Source organism: Anaeromyxobacter diazotrophicus, assembly GCF_013340205.1.
GTDB classification, from domain to species: domain Bacteria; phylum Myxococcota; class Myxococcia; order Myxococcales; family Anaeromyxobacteraceae; genus Anaeromyxobacter_A; species Anaeromyxobacter_A diazotrophicus.
Genome location: NZ_BJTG01000010.1, coordinates 61258 through 80541, shown reverse-complemented (window position 1 = coordinate 80541; position 19284 = coordinate 61258). Strand labels below are relative to the sequence as shown.

General features: G+C 72.7%; 16 protein-coding genes. 12 read left to right on the top strand and 4 right to left on the bottom strand.

Annotation, left to right across the window (positions count from 1 at the left end):
* Window position 1: 1 nt before the first annotated feature.
* Window positions 2-2599: an ATP-dependent RNA helicase gene (locus HWY08_RS19070; protein ID WP_176068200.1), complete on the bottom strand. Its 2598-nt coding sequence runs from the start codon at window positions 2597-2599 to the stop codon at window positions 2-4.
* Between the two features lie 158 nt (window positions 2600-2757).
* Here HWY08_RS19070 and HWY08_RS19065 point away from each other — a divergent pair, with 158 nt between their 5' ends.
* Complete coding sequence (locus tag HWY08_RS19065) at window positions 2758-3681, top strand: HDOD domain-containing protein (protein ID WP_176068198.1); 924 nt, start codon at window positions 2758-2760, stop codon at window positions 3679-3681.
* 12 nt (window positions 3682-3693) lie between these two features.
* On the opposite strand, the gene clpA is transcribed toward HWY08_RS19065, so the two are convergent.
* The 3 genes from clpA to aat all read right to left on the bottom strand — a co-directional run bounded on the left by clpA (window position 3694) and on the right by aat (window position 7109).
* Window positions 3694-5979, bottom strand: coding sequence for an ATP-dependent Clp protease ATP-binding subunit ClpA (gene clpA / locus HWY08_RS19060; RefSeq protein ID WP_176068196.1), 2286 nt, complete (start codon window positions 5977-5979; stop codon window positions 3694-3696).
* Between the two features lie 6 nt (window positions 5980-5985).
* A complete protein-coding gene (gene clpS / locus HWY08_RS19055) occupies window positions 5986-6312 on the bottom strand; it encodes an ATP-dependent Clp protease adapter ClpS (RefSeq protein ID WP_176068194.1) in 327 nt (108 codons plus the stop codon).
* Between the two features lie 89 nt (window positions 6313-6401).
* A complete protein-coding gene (gene aat / locus HWY08_RS19050; RefSeq protein ID WP_176068192.1) occupies window positions 6402-7109 on the bottom strand; it encodes a leucyl/phenylalanyl-tRNA--protein transferase in 708 nt (235 codons plus the stop codon).
* Between the two features lie 232 nt (window positions 7110-7341).
* Between aat and HWY08_RS19045 the strand changes: the two genes are divergently transcribed.
* The 11 genes from HWY08_RS19045 to HWY08_RS18995 are packed head-to-tail and all read left to right on the top strand — an operon-like array spanning window position 7342 to window position 19282.
* On the top strand, window positions 7342-7992 hold the full coding sequence (locus tag HWY08_RS19045) for a cytochrome c3 family protein (RefSeq protein ID WP_176068190.1): 651 nt from the start codon (window positions 7342-7344) through the stop codon (window positions 7990-7992).
* Window positions 7980-10949, top strand: coding sequence for a TAT-variant-translocated molybdopterin oxidoreductase (locus HWY08_RS19040; protein ID WP_176068188.1), 2970 nt, complete (start codon window positions 7980-7982; stop codon window positions 10947-10949). Before HWY08_RS19045 ends, HWY08_RS19040 begins: the two co-directional genes overlap by 13 nt.
* Window positions 10950-10966: 17 nt before the next feature.
* Window positions 10967-12385, top strand: coding sequence for an NrfD/PsrC family molybdoenzyme membrane anchor subunit (gene nrfD, locus HWY08_RS19035; RefSeq protein WP_209005192.1), 1419 nt, complete (start codon window positions 10967-10969; stop codon window positions 12383-12385).
* A 3-nt stretch (window positions 12386-12388) separates the two neighbouring features.
* The gene (locus HWY08_RS19030; RefSeq protein WP_176068184.1) at window positions 12389-12913 is read left to right on the top strand and encodes a DUF3341 domain-containing protein; all 525 of its coding nucleotides are present in this window, start codon (window positions 12389-12391) and stop codon (window positions 12911-12913) included.
* Entirely contained in the window at window positions 12910-13482 is a 573-nt protein-coding gene (locus HWY08_RS19025) for a c-type cytochrome (protein WP_176068182.1), read from the top strand. Before HWY08_RS19030 ends, HWY08_RS19025 begins: the two co-directional genes overlap by 4 nt.
* The gene (locus tag HWY08_RS19020; protein WP_176068180.1) at window positions 13479-14669 is read left to right on the top strand and encodes a hypothetical protein; all 1191 of its coding nucleotides are present in this window, start codon (window positions 13479-13481) and stop codon (window positions 14667-14669) included. The genes HWY08_RS19025 and HWY08_RS19020 overlap by 4 nt, the downstream gene beginning before the upstream one ends.
* Complete coding sequence (locus tag HWY08_RS19015; protein ID WP_176068178.1) at window positions 14666-15073, top strand: hypothetical protein; 408 nt, start codon at window positions 14666-14668, stop codon at window positions 15071-15073. Before HWY08_RS19020 ends, HWY08_RS19015 begins: the two co-directional genes overlap by 4 nt.
* Window positions 15070-15960, top strand: a complete 891-nt coding sequence (locus HWY08_RS19010) for an SCO family protein (RefSeq protein ID WP_176068176.1) — start codon at window positions 15070-15072, stop codon at window positions 15958-15960. The genes HWY08_RS19015 and HWY08_RS19010 overlap by 4 nt, the downstream gene beginning before the upstream one ends.
* Window positions 15957-17021, top strand: a complete 1065-nt coding sequence (gene coxB, locus HWY08_RS19005) for a cytochrome c oxidase subunit II (RefSeq protein ID WP_176068174.1) — start codon at window positions 15957-15959, stop codon at window positions 17019-17021. The genes HWY08_RS19010 and coxB overlap by 4 nt, the downstream gene beginning before the upstream one ends.
* Window positions 16981-18660: a cbb3-type cytochrome c oxidase subunit I gene (locus tag HWY08_RS19000; RefSeq protein ID WP_176068172.1), complete on the top strand. Its 1680-nt coding sequence runs from the start codon at window positions 16981-16983 to the stop codon at window positions 18658-18660. Before coxB ends, HWY08_RS19000 begins: the two co-directional genes overlap by 41 nt.
* Window positions 18650-19282 carry a cytochrome c oxidase subunit 3 family protein gene (locus tag HWY08_RS18995; protein WP_176068171.1) on the top strand — a complete coding sequence of 211 codons (633 nt, stop codon included), beginning with the start codon at window positions 18650-18652 and terminating at the stop codon, window positions 19280-19282. The genes HWY08_RS19000 and HWY08_RS18995 overlap by 11 nt, the downstream gene beginning before the upstream one ends.
* Window positions 19283-19284 lie beyond the last annotated feature (2 nt).

The following is a 19284-nucleotide window of genomic DNA, read 5'->3' as shown; positions in this document are numbered from 1 at the left end:
CTCACCGCCTGCGCGGCTGCGGGGGCTCGGCGCGCAGCGGGTCCTCGGGCCAGGCGTGGCGCGGGTAGCGGCGCATGAGCTCGCGGCGGAGCGCAGGGTAGTGGCGCGACCAGAAGCCGGCCAGGTCGGTCGTCACCTGCTGCGCCCGCCCGTTCGGCGCGAGCAGGTGGAGCACGAGCGGCACCCGCCCCTGGGCGAGCCGGGGCCCGTCCGCCAGGCCGAAGAAGTCCTGCAGCCGGCTCGCGATCCAGGGCGGCTTGTCGCCCGCCTCGTACTCGACCTTCACGCTCCGCCCGCCGGGCAGGGTCACCCGCTCGGGCGCCAGCCGCTCGAGCAGCGCCCGCGCCGGGGGCGCCAGCGCGCCGAGGAGCGCGCCCTCCAGCCCCACCTCGCGCAGCTCGGCGAAGCTGCGCCGCCCCACGCACGCCGCGCGCAGCGCCGCCTCGACCCCGTCCTCCCCGGGCGCGGGCAGCCCCGCGTCGGGAGCGTGGCGGGCGGCGAAGGCGAGCCGGGCGAGCAGCCGATCGAGCGCGCCCTCGCCCGCGAAGGAGCGCGCCCCGCGCGCGCGCGCCGCCTCGAGCAGCGCCGCCGCGGCGCGGTCGGGGTCGACGCGCGCGGCGCGCGCCTCCTCCAGCACGAGGTCGCGGTAGACGAGGCGCTCGAAGCCGTCGGCGCGCTCTGCGGTTGCGTCCCAGCGCACCTCCTCCTCGTAGCGGAGCGCGTCGGGGAAGAGGTCGAGCAGCATCTCCTGGGTGACGGCGCTCGCGAGCCGCACCACCGCCCCGCCCGCGCCGGGCCGCCCCGCGACCCGCACCCGGCGCTCCTCCGCGTCGACGGCCACGAGGAGCGGCGCCTCGCGCACCGCGCTCTCCGGCGCGAGCCGCGCGCTGCCGCCGCCCGCCAGCACCACCTCGTCCGACCCCGGCGCGCGCCGCCGCGCCACGCGGTCGGGGAAGCCGGCCAGGGTCGCGCGCAGGAGGGCCTCCTCGGCCGCCGTCGCCGTCGCAGTCGCGGTCGAATTCGCGGTCGAGGTCGACCGCCGCTGCACCAGCCGCTCCAGCTGCCGCCGCGCCCGCTCCACCGCCTGCACTGCGCCCGGCGCGAGGCGGAGCCGCCGCAGCGCCCCCTCCGCGAAGCGCGCGCGCGCCGCCTCCTCGAAGAGCGAGGCCAGCTCCAGCAGGTCGGAGGGGCCGGTGGGCACGTCCCGCCGCGGCGCGGGCGCGCCCGGACCCGCGAGCCGCCCCGCCTCGAAGGCGCGGATGTCGCGCTCGCCGAGCAGCGCCGCCAGCAGCGCGCCTCCGGGTCCATCGCCCGCCTCCTCCGCGGCGACCACCAGCCGCGCCAGCCGCGGGTGGAGCGGGAAGCGCGCGAGCCGCCGGCCGAGGGCGGTGATCCGGCCCGCGGCGTCGAGCGCGCCGAGGTCGCGCAGGAGCGCGTGCGCCGCCTCCCACGCCGCCGGTGGCGGAGCGTCGAGCCAGAAGCCCTCGCCCGCCGCGACGCCGAGCTGGGCGAGCGCGAGCGCGGTCCCGGCCAGGTCCTCGCGCCGGATCTCCGGCAGGTCGAACTCGGGCCGCGCGTCGTGGTCGTGGCGCGTGTAGAGGCGCAGGCACCGGCCCGCCCGCGTCCGCCCCGCGCGCCCTGCCCGCTGCGCCGCCGAAGCGCGGCTCACCTTGCGCAGCTCGAGGGTGGGGAGCCCCGACCACGGCGAGTGCGCCGCCACGCGGGCGAGCCCGGAGTCCACCACCGCAGCCACGCCCTCGATCGTGACCGAGGTCTCCGCCACGTTGGTGGAGAGGATGACCTTGCGCCGGGCGGACGGGCCCACGGCGCGGTCCTGCTCCTCGGGCGGCAGGTCGCCGTGGAGCGGCAGGACCTCCGCCAGCGTGAGGCCGGAGAGCGCCTCGCGCGCGCGCCGGATCTCGGCGGCGCCGGGCAGGAAGACCAGCACGTGCCCGTCGGGCTCGTCGCGCAAGGCCCGCCGCACCGCCGAGGCCACCCGTTCCTCGAGCCGCTGGTCGCGCGCGGCCTCCTCGGGCGAGAGGTGCTCCAGCTCGACCGGGAAGGCGCGCCCCTCCGAGCGGAGCGAAGGCGCGCCGAGGAAGCGCGCCACCGGGCCGGCGTCGAGGGTGGCCGACATGACGACCAGCTTCAGGTCCGGGCGCCGGGCGGCGAGCCGCGCCAGGAGCGCCAGCGCCAGGTCGCCGTCGAGGTGCCGCTCGTGGAACTCGTCGAGCACCACCGCCCCCACCCCCGGCAGCTCGGGCGTGGCCAGCAGGCGGCGCGTGAGCAGCGCCTCGGTCACGTAGCGGAGGCGGGTGCGGGGGCCGGAGACGTCCTCGAAGCGGACCTGCCACCCCACCGTCTCGCCGGGCCGCTCGCCGAGCTCGGCCGCCACCCGCCGCGCCGCCATGCGTGCGGCGAGCCGCCGCGGCTCGAGCACCACCACCTCGCCGTCGCCGGCGAGCCCGGCGGTGAGCAGCGCCGGCGGGAGGCGGGTGGTCTTGCCCGCGCCCGGCGGCGCCTCCACCACCAGCGCCGGCCCGGCGCGCAGCGCCGAGACGACCTCGGGCAGGAGGGGGTCGATGGGGAGCGGATCCACCGCCGCGTCATAACCCGGAAGCGCCTCCCCCGGAGGCGCGACCGGGCGGCGGGCGACCCAGGACGCCCAGGACCCGGCCCGAACTGCCTGGTCTACGCGAGGTTAGGCGCGCCGGCCCTGGCACGGAGGTCGCTAACGCCCCCGGCGGAGGAATGCCCTTGCCGAGCGAACTCATCGTCGCCACCGCGCCCACCGCCGAGGTGGATCCGCTCGAGCTCACCGCGGCGGTACAAAAGGCGCTCGCCTCGCCGAGCTTCCGCGCCCCGACGCTGCCGGCGGTGGCGCTCGAGGTCATGCAGCTCGCCTCGCGCTCCAACGTCCAGTTCGACGAGGTGGTGAGCGTGCTGCAGCGCGACCCGGTGCTCGCGGCCCGGGTGCTCTCCATCGCCCAGTCCGCCTTCTACGCCACCCGCTCGCCGGTGATGACCCTGCACCAGGCCGCCATCCGCCTCGGCCTCAAGACCCTGCGCGACCTGGTGCTGGAGGCGGCGCTCCACCTCGAGGTCTTCCGCGTCCCCGGCTACGACGAGATCATGGCGCGCCTCTACCGCCACTCGACGGCGGTGGCGCACGTCTCGCGCGCGGTGTGCCGGCGCACCCTCGTCAACGCGGAGTATGCCTTCCTGTGCGGGCTGCTCCACGACGTGGGGTTCGCCGCCGCCCTGCTCGCGATCGTGGAGCGTCCGGCGTGGCGGCGCCTCTCCATGCGCACCCTCAGCCCGGTCCTGGACGCGGTCCACGTCGACGCCTCGGGCCTGCTCGCCCGCCAGTGGAAGCTGCCGCCGCCCCTGCAGCAGCTCGTGGCGCACCACCACGACGTGGTGGTGAACGGGCGCGCCGAGCAGGCGAACGCCGCGCTCGTGCTGGCAGAGCAGCTGTGCTGGGAGGCGGGCGCGGGCATGCTCCCGCCGCCGGACGACGCGGACCCGCTCTCCACCGCCACCCCCGAGCCGCCGCTGGAGGGCCTCGACGTCAACTGGCACGGCGTCTTCCACGAGGCCCGCAAGGCGCTCAAGATGGACGACGCCGCCCTCGGCGCGGCGAGGGCGGAGGCGTTCGAGCTCGTCGCGCAGCTCGGCTAGCGCCCGCCGCCGCTACGCGAGCGCGGGGGCGGGCGGGACCGGCGCGGCCGCCGGGTCGATCTCGAGGTGGAGCGCGCCGTCCTTCACCCCGACCCGCACCGTGCCGCCGTGCCGGAGCTCGCCGAACAGGATCTTCTCGGCCAGCGGCTTCTTCACCTCGTTCTGGATGAGGCGGGCCATGGGCCGGGCGCCCATGGTCTTGTCGAAGCCGTGCTCGCCCAGCCAGGCGCGGCCGGCCTCGGTCAGCTCGACCGCGATCTTCTTCTCGGCGAGCTGCTCGGCCAGCTCCTTCACGAGCTTGTCCACCACCCGGCGGATGACCTCGGCCGGCAGGGCGTCGAAGGCCACCCAGGCGTCGAGCCGGTTGCGGAACTCGGGGCTGAAGGTCTTCTCGATGGCGCTGCGGGCGTTCCCGAGGTTCTGCCCCTCGGCCCCGAAGCCGAGCCGCCGCGCCGACAGCTCGTGGGCCCCGGCGTTGGTGGTCATGATGAGGACGATGTGCCGGAAGTCCGCCTTGCGGCCGTTGTTGTCGGTCAGCGTGGCGTGGTCCATCACCTGGAGCAGGATGTTGTAGATGTCCGGGTGCGCCTTCTCGATCTCGTCGAGGAGCAGCACGGCGTAGGGCGTCTTGCGGATGGCGTCGGTGAGGAGCCCGCCCTGGTCGAAGCCCACGTAGCCGGGCGGCGCGCCGATGAGCCGGGAGACGGTGTGCTTCTCCTGGTACTCGGTCATGTCGAAGCGCAGGAACTCGACCCCCAGGATGCGGGCGAGCTGCTTCGCGAGCTCGGTCTTGCCGACGCCGGTGGGGCCGGAGAAGAGGAAGCAGCCGATGGGCTTCTCGGGGCTGCCGAGGCCCGAGCGCGAGAGCTTGATGGCGCTCGCGATCGAGCCGATGGCCGCGTCCTGCCCGAAGATGACGCGCTTCAGCTCGGGCTCGAGCTGCGCCAGCGCCAGCTCGTCGTCCGCCGAGACGGTGCGCTCGGGGATCTTGGCGATCCGGGCGACCACCCGCTCCACGTCGCGGGCGGTGATCTTGACGTGCCGCTTGCCCTCGGGCCGGAGGCGGTCCGCCGCGCCGGCCTCGTCGAGCACGTCGATGGCCTTGTCCGGGAGCTGGCGGTCGTTGATGTGCTTCGCCGAGAGCTCGGCCGCGGCGCGCAGCGCCTTGGGGGTGAAGGCGACGCCGTGGTGGTCCTCGTAGACCTTCTTCAGGCCCTTCAGGATCTTGATCGTCTCCTCCACCGTCGGCTGCACCACCTCGATCTTCTGGAACCGGCGCGCCAGCGCGTGGTCGCGGTCGAAGGTCTGCTTGTAGTCGTGGAAGGTGGTGGAGCCGATGCAGCGCAGCTCGCCCGAGGCGAGCCCCGGCTTGAGCAGGTTCGAGGCGTCCATCGAGCTGCCGGTGGTTGCGCCGGCGCCGACGATGGTGTGGATCTCGTCGATGAAGAGGATGGCGCCGGGCGTCTTCTTCACGCCCGCGATGACGCCCTTGAGCCGCTGCTCGAACTCGCCGCGGAACTTGGTGCCGGCGAGCAGCGCGCCCATGTCGAGCGAGAAGATCTTGGCGTCCTGCAGGACGGCCGGGACGCGCTTCTCGTGGATGGCGAGCGCGAGCCCCTCCACGATGGCGGTCTTGCCCACGCCCGGCTCGCCCACGAAGACCGGGTTGTTCTTGCGCCGGCGGCAGAGCACCTGGATGGTGCGCGCGATCTCGGAGCGGCGGCCGATGAGCGGGTCGATGAGGCCCTTGGCCGCCCGCTCGTTGAGGTTCACGGTGAAGGTGCGGAACGGGTCGCGGACGGTGCGCGGCGCCTCGTCGCCGCCCTCGCCCCCCTCCGACTCGTCCTCGCCCGGGCCGCCGCCGTCCTTGGCGATGCCGTGCGAGATGTAGGACAGGATGTCGAGCCGGCGCACGCCCTGCCGCTCGAGGAGGTAGACGGCGTGCGAGCCCCGCTCGCGGGTGATGGCGACGAGCACGTCGCCGGCGTTGAGCTCGTTGCGGCCCGAGCCCTGGACGTGCCAGGCGGCGCGCTGCAGCACGCGCTGGAAGGCGGCCGTCTGCTCCGGGTCCTGGGCGCGGTTGGGCAGCGCCTCGAGGGTGCGGTCGAGGTAGTCCTCCAGCTCGCGCTGGAGCAGCTCGAGATCGGCGCCGCAGGCGAGGAGGATCTCCGTCGCGACCTTGTCCTTCGTCATCGCGTGGAGCAGGTGCTCCAGCGTGACGTACTCGTGCCGGCGCTTCTTCGCGTCGGCGACCGCCGCCTGGAGCGTGAGCTGCAGTTCCTTCGTGACCGTCACCATCGACTCCTACTCCGGCTCCACCGTGCACAGCAGCGGGAACTGCGCCGCCCGCGCCAGCGACATGACCTTCTCGGCCTTCGTCTCGGCGATCTCCATCGGGTAGGTCCCCGCCACGCCGACCCCGCGGTGGTGGATCGCCAGCATGATCCGCGTCGCGCGCTCGGCGTCGTGGTGGAAGACCGTCCTCAGCACCTCGACCACGAACTCCATGGTCGTGTAATCGTCGTTGTGCAACAGAACCTTGAAGAGCGGCGGCTTTGCGAGCTTCTTCGCGGTCCGGGTCTTCGGGATCGCGACAGCCGTGTCGCCCGGGGAGCGGGGGGGCTCGGCCATGGGGCCATCATTGTAAGCAAAATGGCGACGCCCCGCCCGCGGGGCGAGGCCGCCTCCTCGCCGGGCGTGCGTCCGCGCCGCAGAAGCGCTCACCCGGCCGGAGGACCCGCGCGGTGCCCGAGGTCCCAGCGGCCCCGGAGCGTGGGCCGCCGGAGCGCGGCGGCCAGGCGCGCCAGGAAGGCCGGGCGCGGCACCTCGACCGCGCCGAACCGGGCGAGGTGCTCGGTCCGGACCTGGCAGTCGACGAGCTCCACCCCCCGGGCGGCGAGCCAGCGGACCCCCTCGACGAAGGCCGCCTTGGAGGCGTCGGGGCGGTCGGCGAACATCGACTCCCCGAAGAAGGCGGCGCCGAGCGAGACGCCGTAGAGGCCGCCGGCGAGCGCGCCGTCCTCCCACGCCTCGAAGGCGTGAGCGAACCCGAGCTGGTGCAGGCGCTCGTAGGCCGCCACCATCGCCCCGGTGATCCAGGTCCCGTCCTGTCCCGGGCGCGCCTTGCCGGCGCAGCGGCGGATGACCTCGCCGAAGGCGGTGTCCGCGCGCACCTCGAACCGGCCGCGGCGGAGCGTCCGCGCCAGCGAGCGCGGGACGTGCAGCGCGGCGGGGTCGAGGACGAGCCGCGGGTCGGGCGACCACCAGAGGATGGGGCTGTCCTCGGAGTACCAGGGGAAGATCCCGGCCGCGTACGCCTCGAGCAGCCGCTCGGGCGAGAGGTCGCCCCCGACGGCCAGGAGCCCGTCGGGCTCGGCCTCCTCCGGCTCGGGGAAGACGGGCTCGCGCGGCAGGCGGTAGACGGGCACGGCGGGGGAGTCTAACGCCCGCCGCCCGCGCCGTCCCCCGGGCGCTGGCGCCCGGCGGCGCGGCGGCCGTGGCCGCGCCGGTTCACCGAGGGGAAAGCCGGGTGCCTGGAAAGCAAGCGCTCGACCCAAGAGGGAACTGCGCCGTGCCCGGTGAAACGACAGTTACACGCCACCCGAGCCCAGGGCGGCGCGCGACGGAGCCGCCGGAGTGAGTGGGCCACACCCACGGTCAATGAGCTCTCTCTTTCGTCCCCGCTCCAACACTGCATTCAGGCTGGTCCTCCTCCTCCTCGTGGGTGGCGCGCTGGGCACCCTCGGCGGGCTCATGGTGTGGGCGCGGGTGCCGGCCGGCACCGGGCAGGCGGAGGAGATCGTGCAGCCGGTCCAGTTCGACCACCGCCACCACGTGGTCGACGACGGCATCGACTGCCGCTACTGCCACACCAGCGTCGAGCGCGCCCCCAGCGCCGGCCTCCCCTCGACCGCGCTCTGCATGAACTGCCACTCGCAGGTCTGGAACAAGAGCCCCCGGCTCGAGCCGGTGCGCGTCAGCTACTTCACCGGGCAGCCCATCGCCTGGGAGCGGGTGCACCGCCTGCCCGACTTCGTCTACTTCAACCACGCCATCCACGTGAACAAGGGGGTGGGGTGCGAGACCTGCCACGGCCGCGTCGATCAGATGCCGGCCATCCAGCAGGTCGCGCCGCTCACCATGGGGTGGTGCCTCGCGTGCCACCGCAACCCCGCCCCGAACCTCCGTCCGCTCGACCAGATCACGACCATGGGCTGGCGGCCGGAGGGTGACCCCGCAGCGCTCGCGCAGGAGCTCATGAAGCGCCTCGACGTTCACTCCCGGACGAGCTGCACGACATGCCATCGCTAGGCTCGAAGCTCCCCATCTACGGCCAGGAGAGCGCCACCGGCCGTCCCGGCGCCGACGGGCGCGCCCGCTGGCGCAGCCTCGACGAGCTCGCGAACCGCGCGCTCCCCTCGCCCGAGTTCCCGGAGGGCGCGGCCGAGCCGCCGGAGGGCGTCTCGCGGCGCACTTTCCTCCAGCTCCTGGGCGCGTCGGCCGCGCTGGCCTCGCTCGACGCCTGCCGCCCGCCGCGGCACAAGATCCTCCCCTACGTGCGGCCGCCGGAGAAGGCGCTCCTGCCCGGCACCGCCGTGCACTACGCCACCGCGCTCGCCTGGGGCGGCCACGCCACCGGGCTCCTCGTCACCTGCGTCGACGGCCGGCCGGTGAAGGTGGAGGGGAACCCCGACCACCCCTCCAGCCTGGGCGGCGTGGGGAGCTTCGAGCTCGCGACCCTGCTCGACCTCTACGACCCGCGCCGCGCCAAGGGCTTCAAGAAGGGGCAGGCGCCGGTCTCGTACCGCTCGCTGCTGCGCGACCTGGCGGCGCTCGCCGCGACCCACGAGGCGGACGGCGGCGCCAGGCTGCGCTTCCTCACCGGGGACCTCGGCGCGCCGGTGCTGGTCGAGCTGCGCCGGCGCATCCTGGCGCGCTTCCCCAGGGCGCGCTTCACCGCCTTCGAGAGCGCGGGCGCCGACCAGGCCTACGAGGGGGCGCGGCTCGCCTTCGGGCGGCCGCTCGAGGTCCGCCGCAAGCTCCTCGAGGCGCGCGTCATCCTCGCGCTCGACGACGACTTCCTGCACCACGGCCCTGAGGCGCTGCGGCTCGCCCGCGAGTTCGCCGCCCACCGCGAGCCGGGCGCGGAGATGAACCGGCTCTACGTGGCCGAGGCGCACCACTCGGTCACCGGCACCTCGGCCGACCACCGCTTCCGGATGAAGCCCTCGGAGGTGCTCGGCTTCGCCCGCGCGGTGGCGGCGCGCCTCGCCTCGGCGCACGGGCTCTCCGAGCTCGCCGCGCTCGGGGGCGGCGAGACCCGCCTCGGCAAGCAGGCCCAGGCGGTGGCGGACGATCTCGCCCGCGCCCGCGGCCGGTGCCTGGTGACGGCAGGGCCGCGCCAGCCGGCGGCGGTGCACGCCCTCGCCCACGCCCTCAACGCGGCGCTCGGCAACGCCGGCAAGACCGTCGAGTACGCGCCCGCGCTCCACGACGTGGCGGCCGGCCCCGGCGCGCTGCGCGAGCTCGCGGCCGAGCTCGCCGCCGGCCAGGTCGACACGCTGGTCGTCACCGCCCAGAACCCGGTGTACGCGGCGCCGGCCGACGTCGACCTGGCGGCGCTGCTCGGGAAGGCGAAGGACTCCGTCTACCTCGCCTACCGCGACGACGAGACCGCGCCGCGCGCGAGCTGGGTGCTGGCGCGCAGCCATCCGTTCGAGACCTGGGGCGACGCCCGGGCCCACGACGGGACCGTCTCCATCGTGCAGCCCCTCATCCAGCCGCTCTTCGAGAGCCTCTCCGAGCTCGAGCTGCTCGCCTCGTTCGTCGACCTCGGCGACGCCGGCGCCTACCAGGTGCTGCGGGAGACCTGGCAGAAGCGGGCGCCCGGCGCCGACTTCGAGGCGCGGTGGGAGCGCTGGCTCGCGAAGGGGGTGCTGGAGGGCACCGCCACCCCGGCCGAGCGCGCCGCGCCGGACGCGGCCGCGGTGGCCGCGGCGGTGGAGGCGGTCCCGCCGGCCGCGGCGGGGATCGAGGCGAGCTTCATCCCCGACTACAAGCTGCTCGACGGGCGCTTCGCCGAGAACGCCTGGCTGCAGGAGCTCCCCGATCCGCTGCTCAAGATCACCTGGGACAACGCGGCCCAGGTCTCCCCCGCCACCGCCGAGAAGCTCGGGCTCGAGAACGGCACCCGGGTCGAGCTGCGTCTGTCCGGGCGGACGGTCGAGGCGGCGGCCTGGGTGGTGCCGGGCCACGCGGACGACGTCGTGACGCTGCCGCTCGGGTACGGCCGGCGCCGGGCCGGGCCGGTGGGCACCGACGTCGGCTTCGACGCCGGGCGGCTGCGCGCCGCGGGCGCGCCCTGGTTCGCGGGCGGGCTGGCGGTCGCGAAGCTCGGGCGCAAGAAGCACGACTTCGCGGTGACGCAGGAGCACTTCTCGATGGAGGGGCGCGAGATCGCGCTCGCCTTCGACCGCAAGGAGTGGAAGCCGGAGCACGTGGCCGGGCTGCGGGGTCCGGTCGAGACCATCCAGGAGCCGGTCGACTACCAGCACCAGCAGTACAAGTGGGGCATGGCCATCGACCTGACGAAGTGCATCGGGTGCGGGGCCTGCTCCACCGCCTGCCAGGCCGAGAACAACATCCCGGTGGTGGGCAAGGAGCAGGTGATGCGGAGCCGCGAGATGCACTGGCTGCGCGTCGACCGCTACTTCGAGGGACCGCCCCAGGATCCGCAGGTGGTGGCGCAGCCGATGCTCTGCCAGCACTGCGAGGCCGCGCCCTGCGAGTACGTCTGCCCCGTGAACGCCACCGTCCACTCGGACGAGGGCCTGAACGAGATGGTCTACAACCGCTGCGTCGGCACCCGGTACTGCTCCAACAACTGCCCGTACAAGGTCCGCCGCTTCAACTACCTCGACTACCGCGGCGACCTCTCGCCCACCGAGAAGATGGCGATGAACCCGGACGTCACGGTCCGGACGCGCGGCGTGATGGAGAAGTGCACCTACTGCGTGCAGCGCATCGAGCGCGCCCGCATCGACGCGCGGGTGGAGGGGCGGCTCATCCGCGAGACGGACTTCACGAGCGCCTGCGCCCAGGCCTGCCCGAGCCGCGCCATCGTCTTCGGCAACCTCAACGACCCGAAGTCCCAGGTGTCCCGGCTGCACCAGGACGAGCGCCGCTACGACGTCCTGCACGAGCTCGGCACCCGCCCGCGCACCGCCTACCTGGTCCGCATCCGCAACCCGAACCCCGAGCTCACATGAGCGTCGAGACCCGAGAGATGGCCGCCCACGCGGCGGAGCTGGAGCGGCTGGAGGGCCCGCCGGTCCTGGTGGGCCGCCCGAGCGACCGCCAGCTCACCGAGGACCTGTTCCAGCCGGTGTGGGCGCGGACGCGCAAGGGCTGGCTGGCGCTGCTCACGGTGTGCGCGGCGCTGACCGGCCTCCTCTTCACCGCCATCGGCTACACCTTCGCGGTGGGCGTCGGCGCCTGGGGCAACAACATCCCCGTCGCCTGGGCCTTCGGCATCATCAACTTCGTCTGGTGGATCGGCATCGGCCACGCCGGCACGCTCATCAGCGCCATCCTCCTCCTCTTCCAGCAGAAGTGGCGCACCTCCATCAACCGCTTCGCCGAGGCGATGACGCTCTTCGCCGTCATGCAGGCGGGATTGTTCCCCATCCTGCACCTCGGCCGGCCCTGGTTCGCCTGGTGGCTCTTCCCGTACCCCGCCACCCTGGGCGTCTGGCCGAACTTCAAGAGCGCGCTGATGTGGGACGTCTTCGCCGTCTCCACCTACTTCACCGTCTCGCTGCTCTTCTGGTACGTGGGGCTCCTGCCCGACCTGGCCGCGCTGCGCGACGCCTCCAAGTCGAAGGCGGCCCGCGTCGCCTACGGCATCTTCTCCCTCGGCTGGCGCGGCTCGGCGCGGCACTGGCGCCACTGGCGCATCGCCTACCTGCTGCTCGCCGGCCTGGCGACGCCGCTCGTGCTCTCCGTCCACACCATCGTCTCCTTCGACTTCGCCATCGCGCAGGTCCCCGGCTGGCACACCACCATCTTCCCGCCCTACTTCGTGGCCGGCGCCATCTTCAGCGGCTTCGCCATGGTGCTGACGCTCATCATCCCGGCCCGGAAGGTGTTCCGGCTCGAGCACGTCATCACCGCGCGGCACCTCGAGAACATGTCGAAGGTGCTGCTCGCCACCGGGCTCATGGTGGCCTACGGCTACCTGTGCGAGCACTTCATCGCCTGGTACTCGGGGAACAAGTACGAGGCGTTCGTCTTCTTCAACACCCGCCAGCGCGGCCCGTACGCGCCGGTCTACTGGCTCATGCTGTTCTGCAACGTGCTCGTGCCCCAGATCTTCTGGTGGGGGCGGGCGCGGGCGAGCGTGGTGGTGCTGTGGGTGGCGTCGATCCTGGTCAACGTCGGCATGTGGACCGAGCGCTTCAGCATCATCGTGACCTCGCTCCACCGCGACTTCCTGCCCTCGTCCTGGGCCATGTACCGGCCCACCATCGTCGACTGGAGCATCTACGTCGGCACGATCGGGTTCTTCGGCTTCCTGTTCCTGCTCTTCCTCCGCTTCGTCCCCTCCGTCTCGGCGAGCGAGGTGAAGGAGCTCCGCCGCGAGCTGGAGCACGAGGCGCACGCGCCGCCCCACGAGCCGGGGCCGGCGCCGGCGCACGGGAGATAGGCGATGGCGTACGTGCTGGCGGAGTTCAAGGACGACCAGGCGCTGTTCGCGGCGGCGCGGCGGCTGCGCGCGCTCGGCCACGCGCGCCTCGACGCGCACTCGCCGTACCCGCTGCACGGGGCGGACGAGGCGCTCGGGCTCTCGAAGTCGAAGGTGCCGCTCATCGCGCTCGTGGGCGGCGTCGCCGGCGCGAGCGGCGGGTACCTCATGCAGTGGTGGATGAACGGCGTGGACTACGTCCTCAACGTGGGCAACCGGCCGCCCCACAGCCCGCCCGCCAACATCCCGGTCACCTTCGAGTGCGGCGTGCTGCTCGCCTCGCTCTGCATCGTGCTCGGCCTGTTCGCGCTGTGCGGCTTCCCGCGCACCTACCACCCCACCTTCGAGCTGGAGGCGTTCCGCACCGCCTCGGTCGACGCGCTGTGGCTCTCGGCCGAGGTGAAGCCGGAGGAGAGCGCGGCGGTGGTGAAGGAGCTCCAGGGGCTGGGGGCGCTGCAGGTGTCGGCGGTCGAGGAGGCGGCGCGATGAGGCGGCTCCTCCTGGCGGCGGCGGCGGTGGCGCTCCTCGGCGGGTGCGAGGTGTTCGACCCCATGATCTCGCAGCAGAAGGTGAAGGCCTACCGCGAGAGCGAGTTCTGGCCCGACCGCATCTCGCAGCGGCCGCCGCAGCCGGGCGCGGTGTCGCGCGAGGACGTGCTCGCGCCCGAGATCGCCACCGGCCGGGGCCCGGACGGCAAGGCGCTGGCGCGGGTGCCGGTGCCGCTCACGCGCGCGCTGCTCGAGCGCGGCCGGACGCGCTTCGACGTGAACTGCGCGGTCTGCCACGGCTACCTCGCCGACGGGGTGAGCCTGGTCGCCCGCAACATGGCCCTGCGGCCGCCGCCCTCGCTGCTCGCGCGCGCCCAGATGCCCGACGGCTGGTACTTCCAGGTCATGAGCGAGGGGTTCGGCGTCATGCCCTCCTACGCCAGCGCGCTCACCCCCGAGGACCGCTGGGCGATCGTGGCCTACCTGCGGGCGCTGCAGCTCAGCCAGTCGAGGACGATCGGCGAGCTCGCCCCCGATGACCGGGCCCGGCTCGAGAAGGAGGGGCGATGAACGCGACGCGCTTCGAGGGCGGGCAGACCACCATCCGGCGCGCGCTGGTGCTGGCGGCGGCCGGGCTCGGGCTCACGCTCGTGGGCGGCCTGTTCGACGCGAGCCGCGCGCTGCAGGCCTACCACGTGGCCTTCACCTACTGGGCCGGCATCGCGGTGGGGGCGCTCCTCATCAACATGGCGTTCCACGCCGGCAAGGCGAAGTGGTACGTGGTGCTTCGCCGGGTGCTGGAGAGCATCCCGCTGGCGGCGCCGCTCCTGCTGGTGCTGGCCCTCCCGGTGCTGCTGGGGATGGCGCGCCTCTTCCCGTGGGTGAACCCGGCCGGCCTCGACGACGAGCTGCGCCACCTGGCCGAGCACCGGCGCGGCTACCTCAACGTGCCGTTCTTCGTGGTGCGGACCCTCGTCTACTTCGCGGTCTGGATCGGGGTGGGGCACCTGCTCCACGGCTGGTCGGTGCGCCAGGACACCGAGGGCGGGGTCGAGCTCACCGCCAAGCAGCGCCGGCTGGGCGCGGGCGCGCTGCCGTTCGTGGCCATCGCCATGACCTTCGCCGCCTTCGACTGGCAGATGTCGCTCGACCTCCACCTCGCCTCGACCATCTTCGGCCTCTACTACTTCGCCGGCTCGTTCCTGTCCGCCTTCGCGGTGGTCATCCTGGCCGTGAACGCGTCGCGCGGCACCGCCGGGATGCCCGGCGCGCTCATGAACGAGAACCACTACCACTCGCTCGGCAAGTATCTGCTCACCTTCGTCGCCTTCTGGGCCTACATGGCCTTCTCCCAGTACCTCCTCATCTGGATCGCGAACCTGCCCGAGGAGGTGCCCTGGTACCTGGCGCGCAACCGCGGCACCTGGGTGCCGGTGAGCGTCGCGCTGGTGCTGTTCCACTTCGTGGTGCCGTTCTTCATCCTCCTCTCCCGCAAGCTCAAGCGCAGCCCCGGCAGCCTCGGCTTCATGGCGGTGTGGATCCTCGTCATCCACTACGTCGACGTGTACTGGGTCATGATGCCGGCGCTGCGCCACGACCCCGCGCACGCGCTCGCCGTGCACTGGACCGACCTGCCGGCCGTGATCGGCGTCGGGGCGGCCCTGCTCGCCTTCGTGGTCTGGCGCATGCGCGGGCGGGCGGTGGTGCCGGTCGGCGATCCCTACCTCCCCGAGTCGCTGAGGTACGACCCGTCATGAGCGACGCCCCCATCCGCCAGCCGCCGTCCCCCGAGGAGCAGGCGCACGGCTTCGCGCACCCTCCCGCCGAGGAGGACTTCGTCCCCTCGAAGCGGATCGTCCTCGTCGGCGCGGCGGCCCTGATCGTCTTCTCCGTCGGCGCGCTGGCGGCCGGGCTGGGCATGCGCACGCTGCGGCGCGAGCTCAACCCGGACGGCCCCGCCCCGCGCCCGGCGGCCGCCGGCCAGGCCAAGATCGGCATGGTCGAGCAGCGCCTGTTCGAGCACTCGAACCAGGGCCCGGCCTGGCGCGCCCAGGCCCAGCGGCGCCTCGAGTCCACCGGCTGGGTGGACCGCCAGAAGGGCCTCGTCCACATCCCGATCGACCGCGCGATGGACCGCGTGGTGAAGGGGGAGCACCCGTGAGGCGGCTCGCCGCGATCGCGCTCCTCGCGCCCGCGCTGGCGCTGGCGCTCCCCATCGGCCAGGCGCTGCACAAGCCGGTGCCGGTGGAGGGGAACGCCCAGCTCCCGCCCGCGCTGCAGAACGTGGAGATCGAGGAGAAGCTCGGGTCGAAGCTCCCGCTCGACGCGCGCTTCACGGCGCAGGACGGCCGGGCCGTCCGCCTGGGCGACCTCCTCGGCGGGCACCGCCCGGTGGTGCTCTCGCTCGTCTACTTCGACTGCCCGATGCTGTGCGGCCTCATCCTCACCGGCGCCGCGCGCGGCATGCGCGAGACCGGCCTCGCGCTCGGCAAGGACTTCGACGCCGTGACGGTCAGCTTCGACCCGCGCGACTCGACCAGGACGGCGGCGGAGCGGCAGCGCGGGTACCTGCAGGCGTTCGGCGATCCCACCGCGAAGCAGGCCTGGACGTTCCTCACCGGCGCCGCCCCGGAGATCAAGGCCGTCACCGAGGCGGTCGGCTTCAAGTACGCCTGGGACGAGCGCTCGAAGCAGTTCGCGCACGCGGCCGCCATCTTCGTGCTGACGCCGGACGGCCGGGTGTCGCGGTACCTGTACGGCATCGAGTTCCCCGCCCGCGACCTGCGGCTCGCGCTGGTCGAGGCGAGCGAGGGGCGCGTCGGCACCAGCTTCGACCGGCTGCTCCTCACCTGCTTCCGCTACGACCCGGCCAGCCGCAAGTACGAGCCGTACGTGATGGGCGTGGTGCGGCTCGCCATGCTGGGGGTGCTGGGCGGGCTCGGCATCATGCTGGGCGTGTTCTGGCGGCGCGAGATCAAGGCCAAGCGGGTGAGCGGCGGGGGGGCCGGCCAGCCCACCGCGGCGCACCCCGAGGACGCGAAGCGATGAACGACCTCATGCGCAGGATCCTGTTCCTCCCGGAGCAGGGATCGGCGTACGCGACGGAGGTGGACCACCTCCACTTCTTCGTCATCACCATCACCATGATCGGCGCGACCGGCGTCGCGCTGGCGGCCGTCCTCTTCTACCTGCGCTACCGCCGGCGCGCGGCGCACCAGCCGACCCCGCACGTCGAGCCGAAGGCGATCCACGAGGTGCTCTTCATCGGCGTCCCGCTCGCCTTCTTCCTGCTCTGGTTCGCCATCGGGTTCCCGCTCTTCGTGCGCCTCCAGACGCCGCCCAAGGACGCGATGGACGTCTACGTCCAGGGCAAGAAGTGGATGTGGAAGTTCGCCTATCCCGGCGGGCCGAACGGGGTGGACGTGCTGCGCGTCCCGGCCGGCCGCCCGGTCCGGCTGCTCATCACCTCCCGCGACGTGATCCACTCCTTCTTCGTGCCGGACTTCCGGCTGAAGCAGGACGCCGTCCCGGGCCGCTACTCGCAGATCTGGTTCACCGCCAAGGCGCCGGGCAGCCACCAGGTGCTGTGCGCCGAGTACTGCGGCATCGGCCACTCGGCCATGCTGGCCGAGATCGTCGCCATGCCACCGGCCGAGTTCGACGCCTGGCTGGCCGAGGCGCGCCGCGCCACCCAGGTCGCGGCGCAGGACTCGCCCGACGACCGCGCCGACCCGCGCACCAGCCTCGCCGAGCAGGGGCGCCGGCTGGCGGCGGAGTACGGCTGCTTCAAGTGCCACACCGTCGACGGCACGCGGCACATCGGGCCCACCTGGCTCGACCTGTACCGCAAGAACGAGAAGCTGCAGGACGGCAAGACCGTGATCGCCGACGAGGCCTACCTGACCGAGTCGATGATGGATCCCGCGGCCAAGCTGGTGGCGGGCTACCAGAACGTGATGCCCACCTTCCAGGGCCGCGTCCCCGGACCGGAGATCGCCGCCATCGTGGAGTTCATCAAGTCCCTGCGCACCGACGCGGTGCGCCCCGAGCCGTCCAAGGGCCCCGTCTATGTCCCAGTCCCCGGCTACGACCCCACCATCTCCCGCTGACGCGCCGGCCTACAACCCGCGCAACTACCTCAACGCGGAGGCCGGGATCCGCTCCTGGCTGCTGACGCGCGACCACAAGCGCATCGGCATCATGTTCCTCGCGCTCACCACGCTCTTCTTCTTCGTGGGCGGGCTGTTCGCGCTGCTGGTCCGGATCGAGCTCCTCACGCCCGGCCCGACCATCATGAGCGCGATGACCTACAACCGGATGTTCACGCTGCACGGCGTGGTCATGATCTTCCTCTTCATGATCCCGGCCATCCCCGGCATCTTCGGCAACTTCTTCCTGCCGATCATGCTGGGGGCGCGCGACGTGGCCTTCCCGCGCCTCAACCTGCTGTCGCTCTACCTCTACGTCATCGGGGCCGGCATCGCGCTGTACGGGATGATCCACGGCGGCACCGACACCGGCTGGACCTTCTACGCGCCCTACAGCACCACCACCATCACCAAGGTGGTGCCGGTGCTGCTCGGCGCGTTCGTGCTCGGGTTCTCCTCCATCGTCACCGGCCTCAACTTCATCGTCACCGCCCACACGCTCCGCGCCCCCGGGATCACCTGGATGCGCATGCCGCTCTTCGTGTGGTCGATCTACGCCACCTCGATCATCCAGATCCTGGCCACCCCGGTGCTCGGCATCACGCTGCTCATGGTGGCGGTGGAGCACGCCTTCGGCTTCGGCATCTTCGACCCGGCGCGCGGCGGCGATCCCATCCTCTTCCAGCACATGTTCTGGTTCTACTCGCACCCGGCCGTCTACATCATGGTGCTGCCGGCGATGGCGGTGATCTCGGAGGTCATCTGCGCCGCCGCGCACAAGAACATCTTCGGCTACAAGGCGGTCGCCTTCAGTTCGCTCGGCATCGCCTTCGTCGGGTTCTTCACCTGGGGCCACCACCTCTTCACCTCGGGGCAGTCCACGCTCGACGCCGGCATCTTCGGCGTGCTCTCGATGTTCGTGGGCATCTTCACCGCCATCAAGGTCTTCAACTGGACGGCCACCCTCTATAAGGGGTCGGTCGCGTTCACCGCCTGGTTCGCCTACTTCTGCGGCTTCCTGTTCTTCCTGGTCTTCGGCGGGATGACCGGGATCGCGCTCGCCACCGTCTCGCTCGACGTGCACTGGCAGGACACGTACTTCGTGGTGGCGCACTTCCACTTCATCATGGTGGGGGCGACCATCATGGCCTGGCTGGCGGCGCTCCACTACTGGTGGCCGAAGATGTTCGGCCGCATGTACCCGGAGCGCTGGGGGCTGGTCGGGGCGGTCACCATCGTCTTCGGCTTCAACGCCACCTTCATCCCGCAGTTCCTCCTCGGGAACTACGGCATGCCCCGCCGCTACTACTCGTACCCGGAGCGCTTCTGGCCGCTCAACGTCGCCTCGACGCTCGGCGCGACCCTGCTCGGCTTCGGCTTCCTCCTCATCCTCATCTACTTCCTGTGGTCGCTGAAGTACGGGCGGGTCGCGAGCGCGAACCCGTGGGGCTCGCGCGGCTACGAGTGGGGCACCCTCTCGCCGCCGCCGCCGGAGAACTTCATCGGCCAGCCGGTCTACCCGTCCCCCCCGCACGACTACACCGAGGGGTCGGTCCAGTCCGGCGACCCGCACGCCGCCGAGGTGACGCATGCAGCCTGAGGCGTACGTCGCGCACCACTTCCCGAACCTGCGCCAGCAGGAGCACGCGGCGCGCATCGGGATGTGGCTGTTCCTCGCCACCGAGCTGCTCCTCTTCGGCGGGCTGTTCACCGCCTACTCGGTGTACCGGTTCCTCTACCCGGCGGGCTTCGCGGCCTCGAGCGAGCACCTCAGCGTGGCGGCGGGGACGATCAACACGGTCGTCCTCATCACCTCCTCCTTGACCGTGGCGCTCGCGCACCACTTCGCGCGCCACGGCAAGGGCCGGACGGCGGCGCTCTGCCTCGCCATCACGCTCGCCTTCGCGGCGGTCTTCCTCGTCATCAAGGGCTGGGAGTGGACGCACGACTTCGAGGAGGGCCTGCTCCCCGGGCGCTACTTCCACTCTTCGGAGCTCACGGCCACCGGCGCGCCGATGTTCTTCACCCTGTACTTCATCCTCACCGGGCTCCACGGGATCCACGTCCTCATCGGCATGACGGTGCTGGCCATCCTGATGGTGCTCTGCTGGCGCGGCGCCTACGACCACGGCTACTCGACCCCGGTCGAGCTGGGCGGGATGTACTGGCACCTCGTCGACCTCATCTGGATCTTCCTCTATCCGCTGCTCTACCTGATCTGACG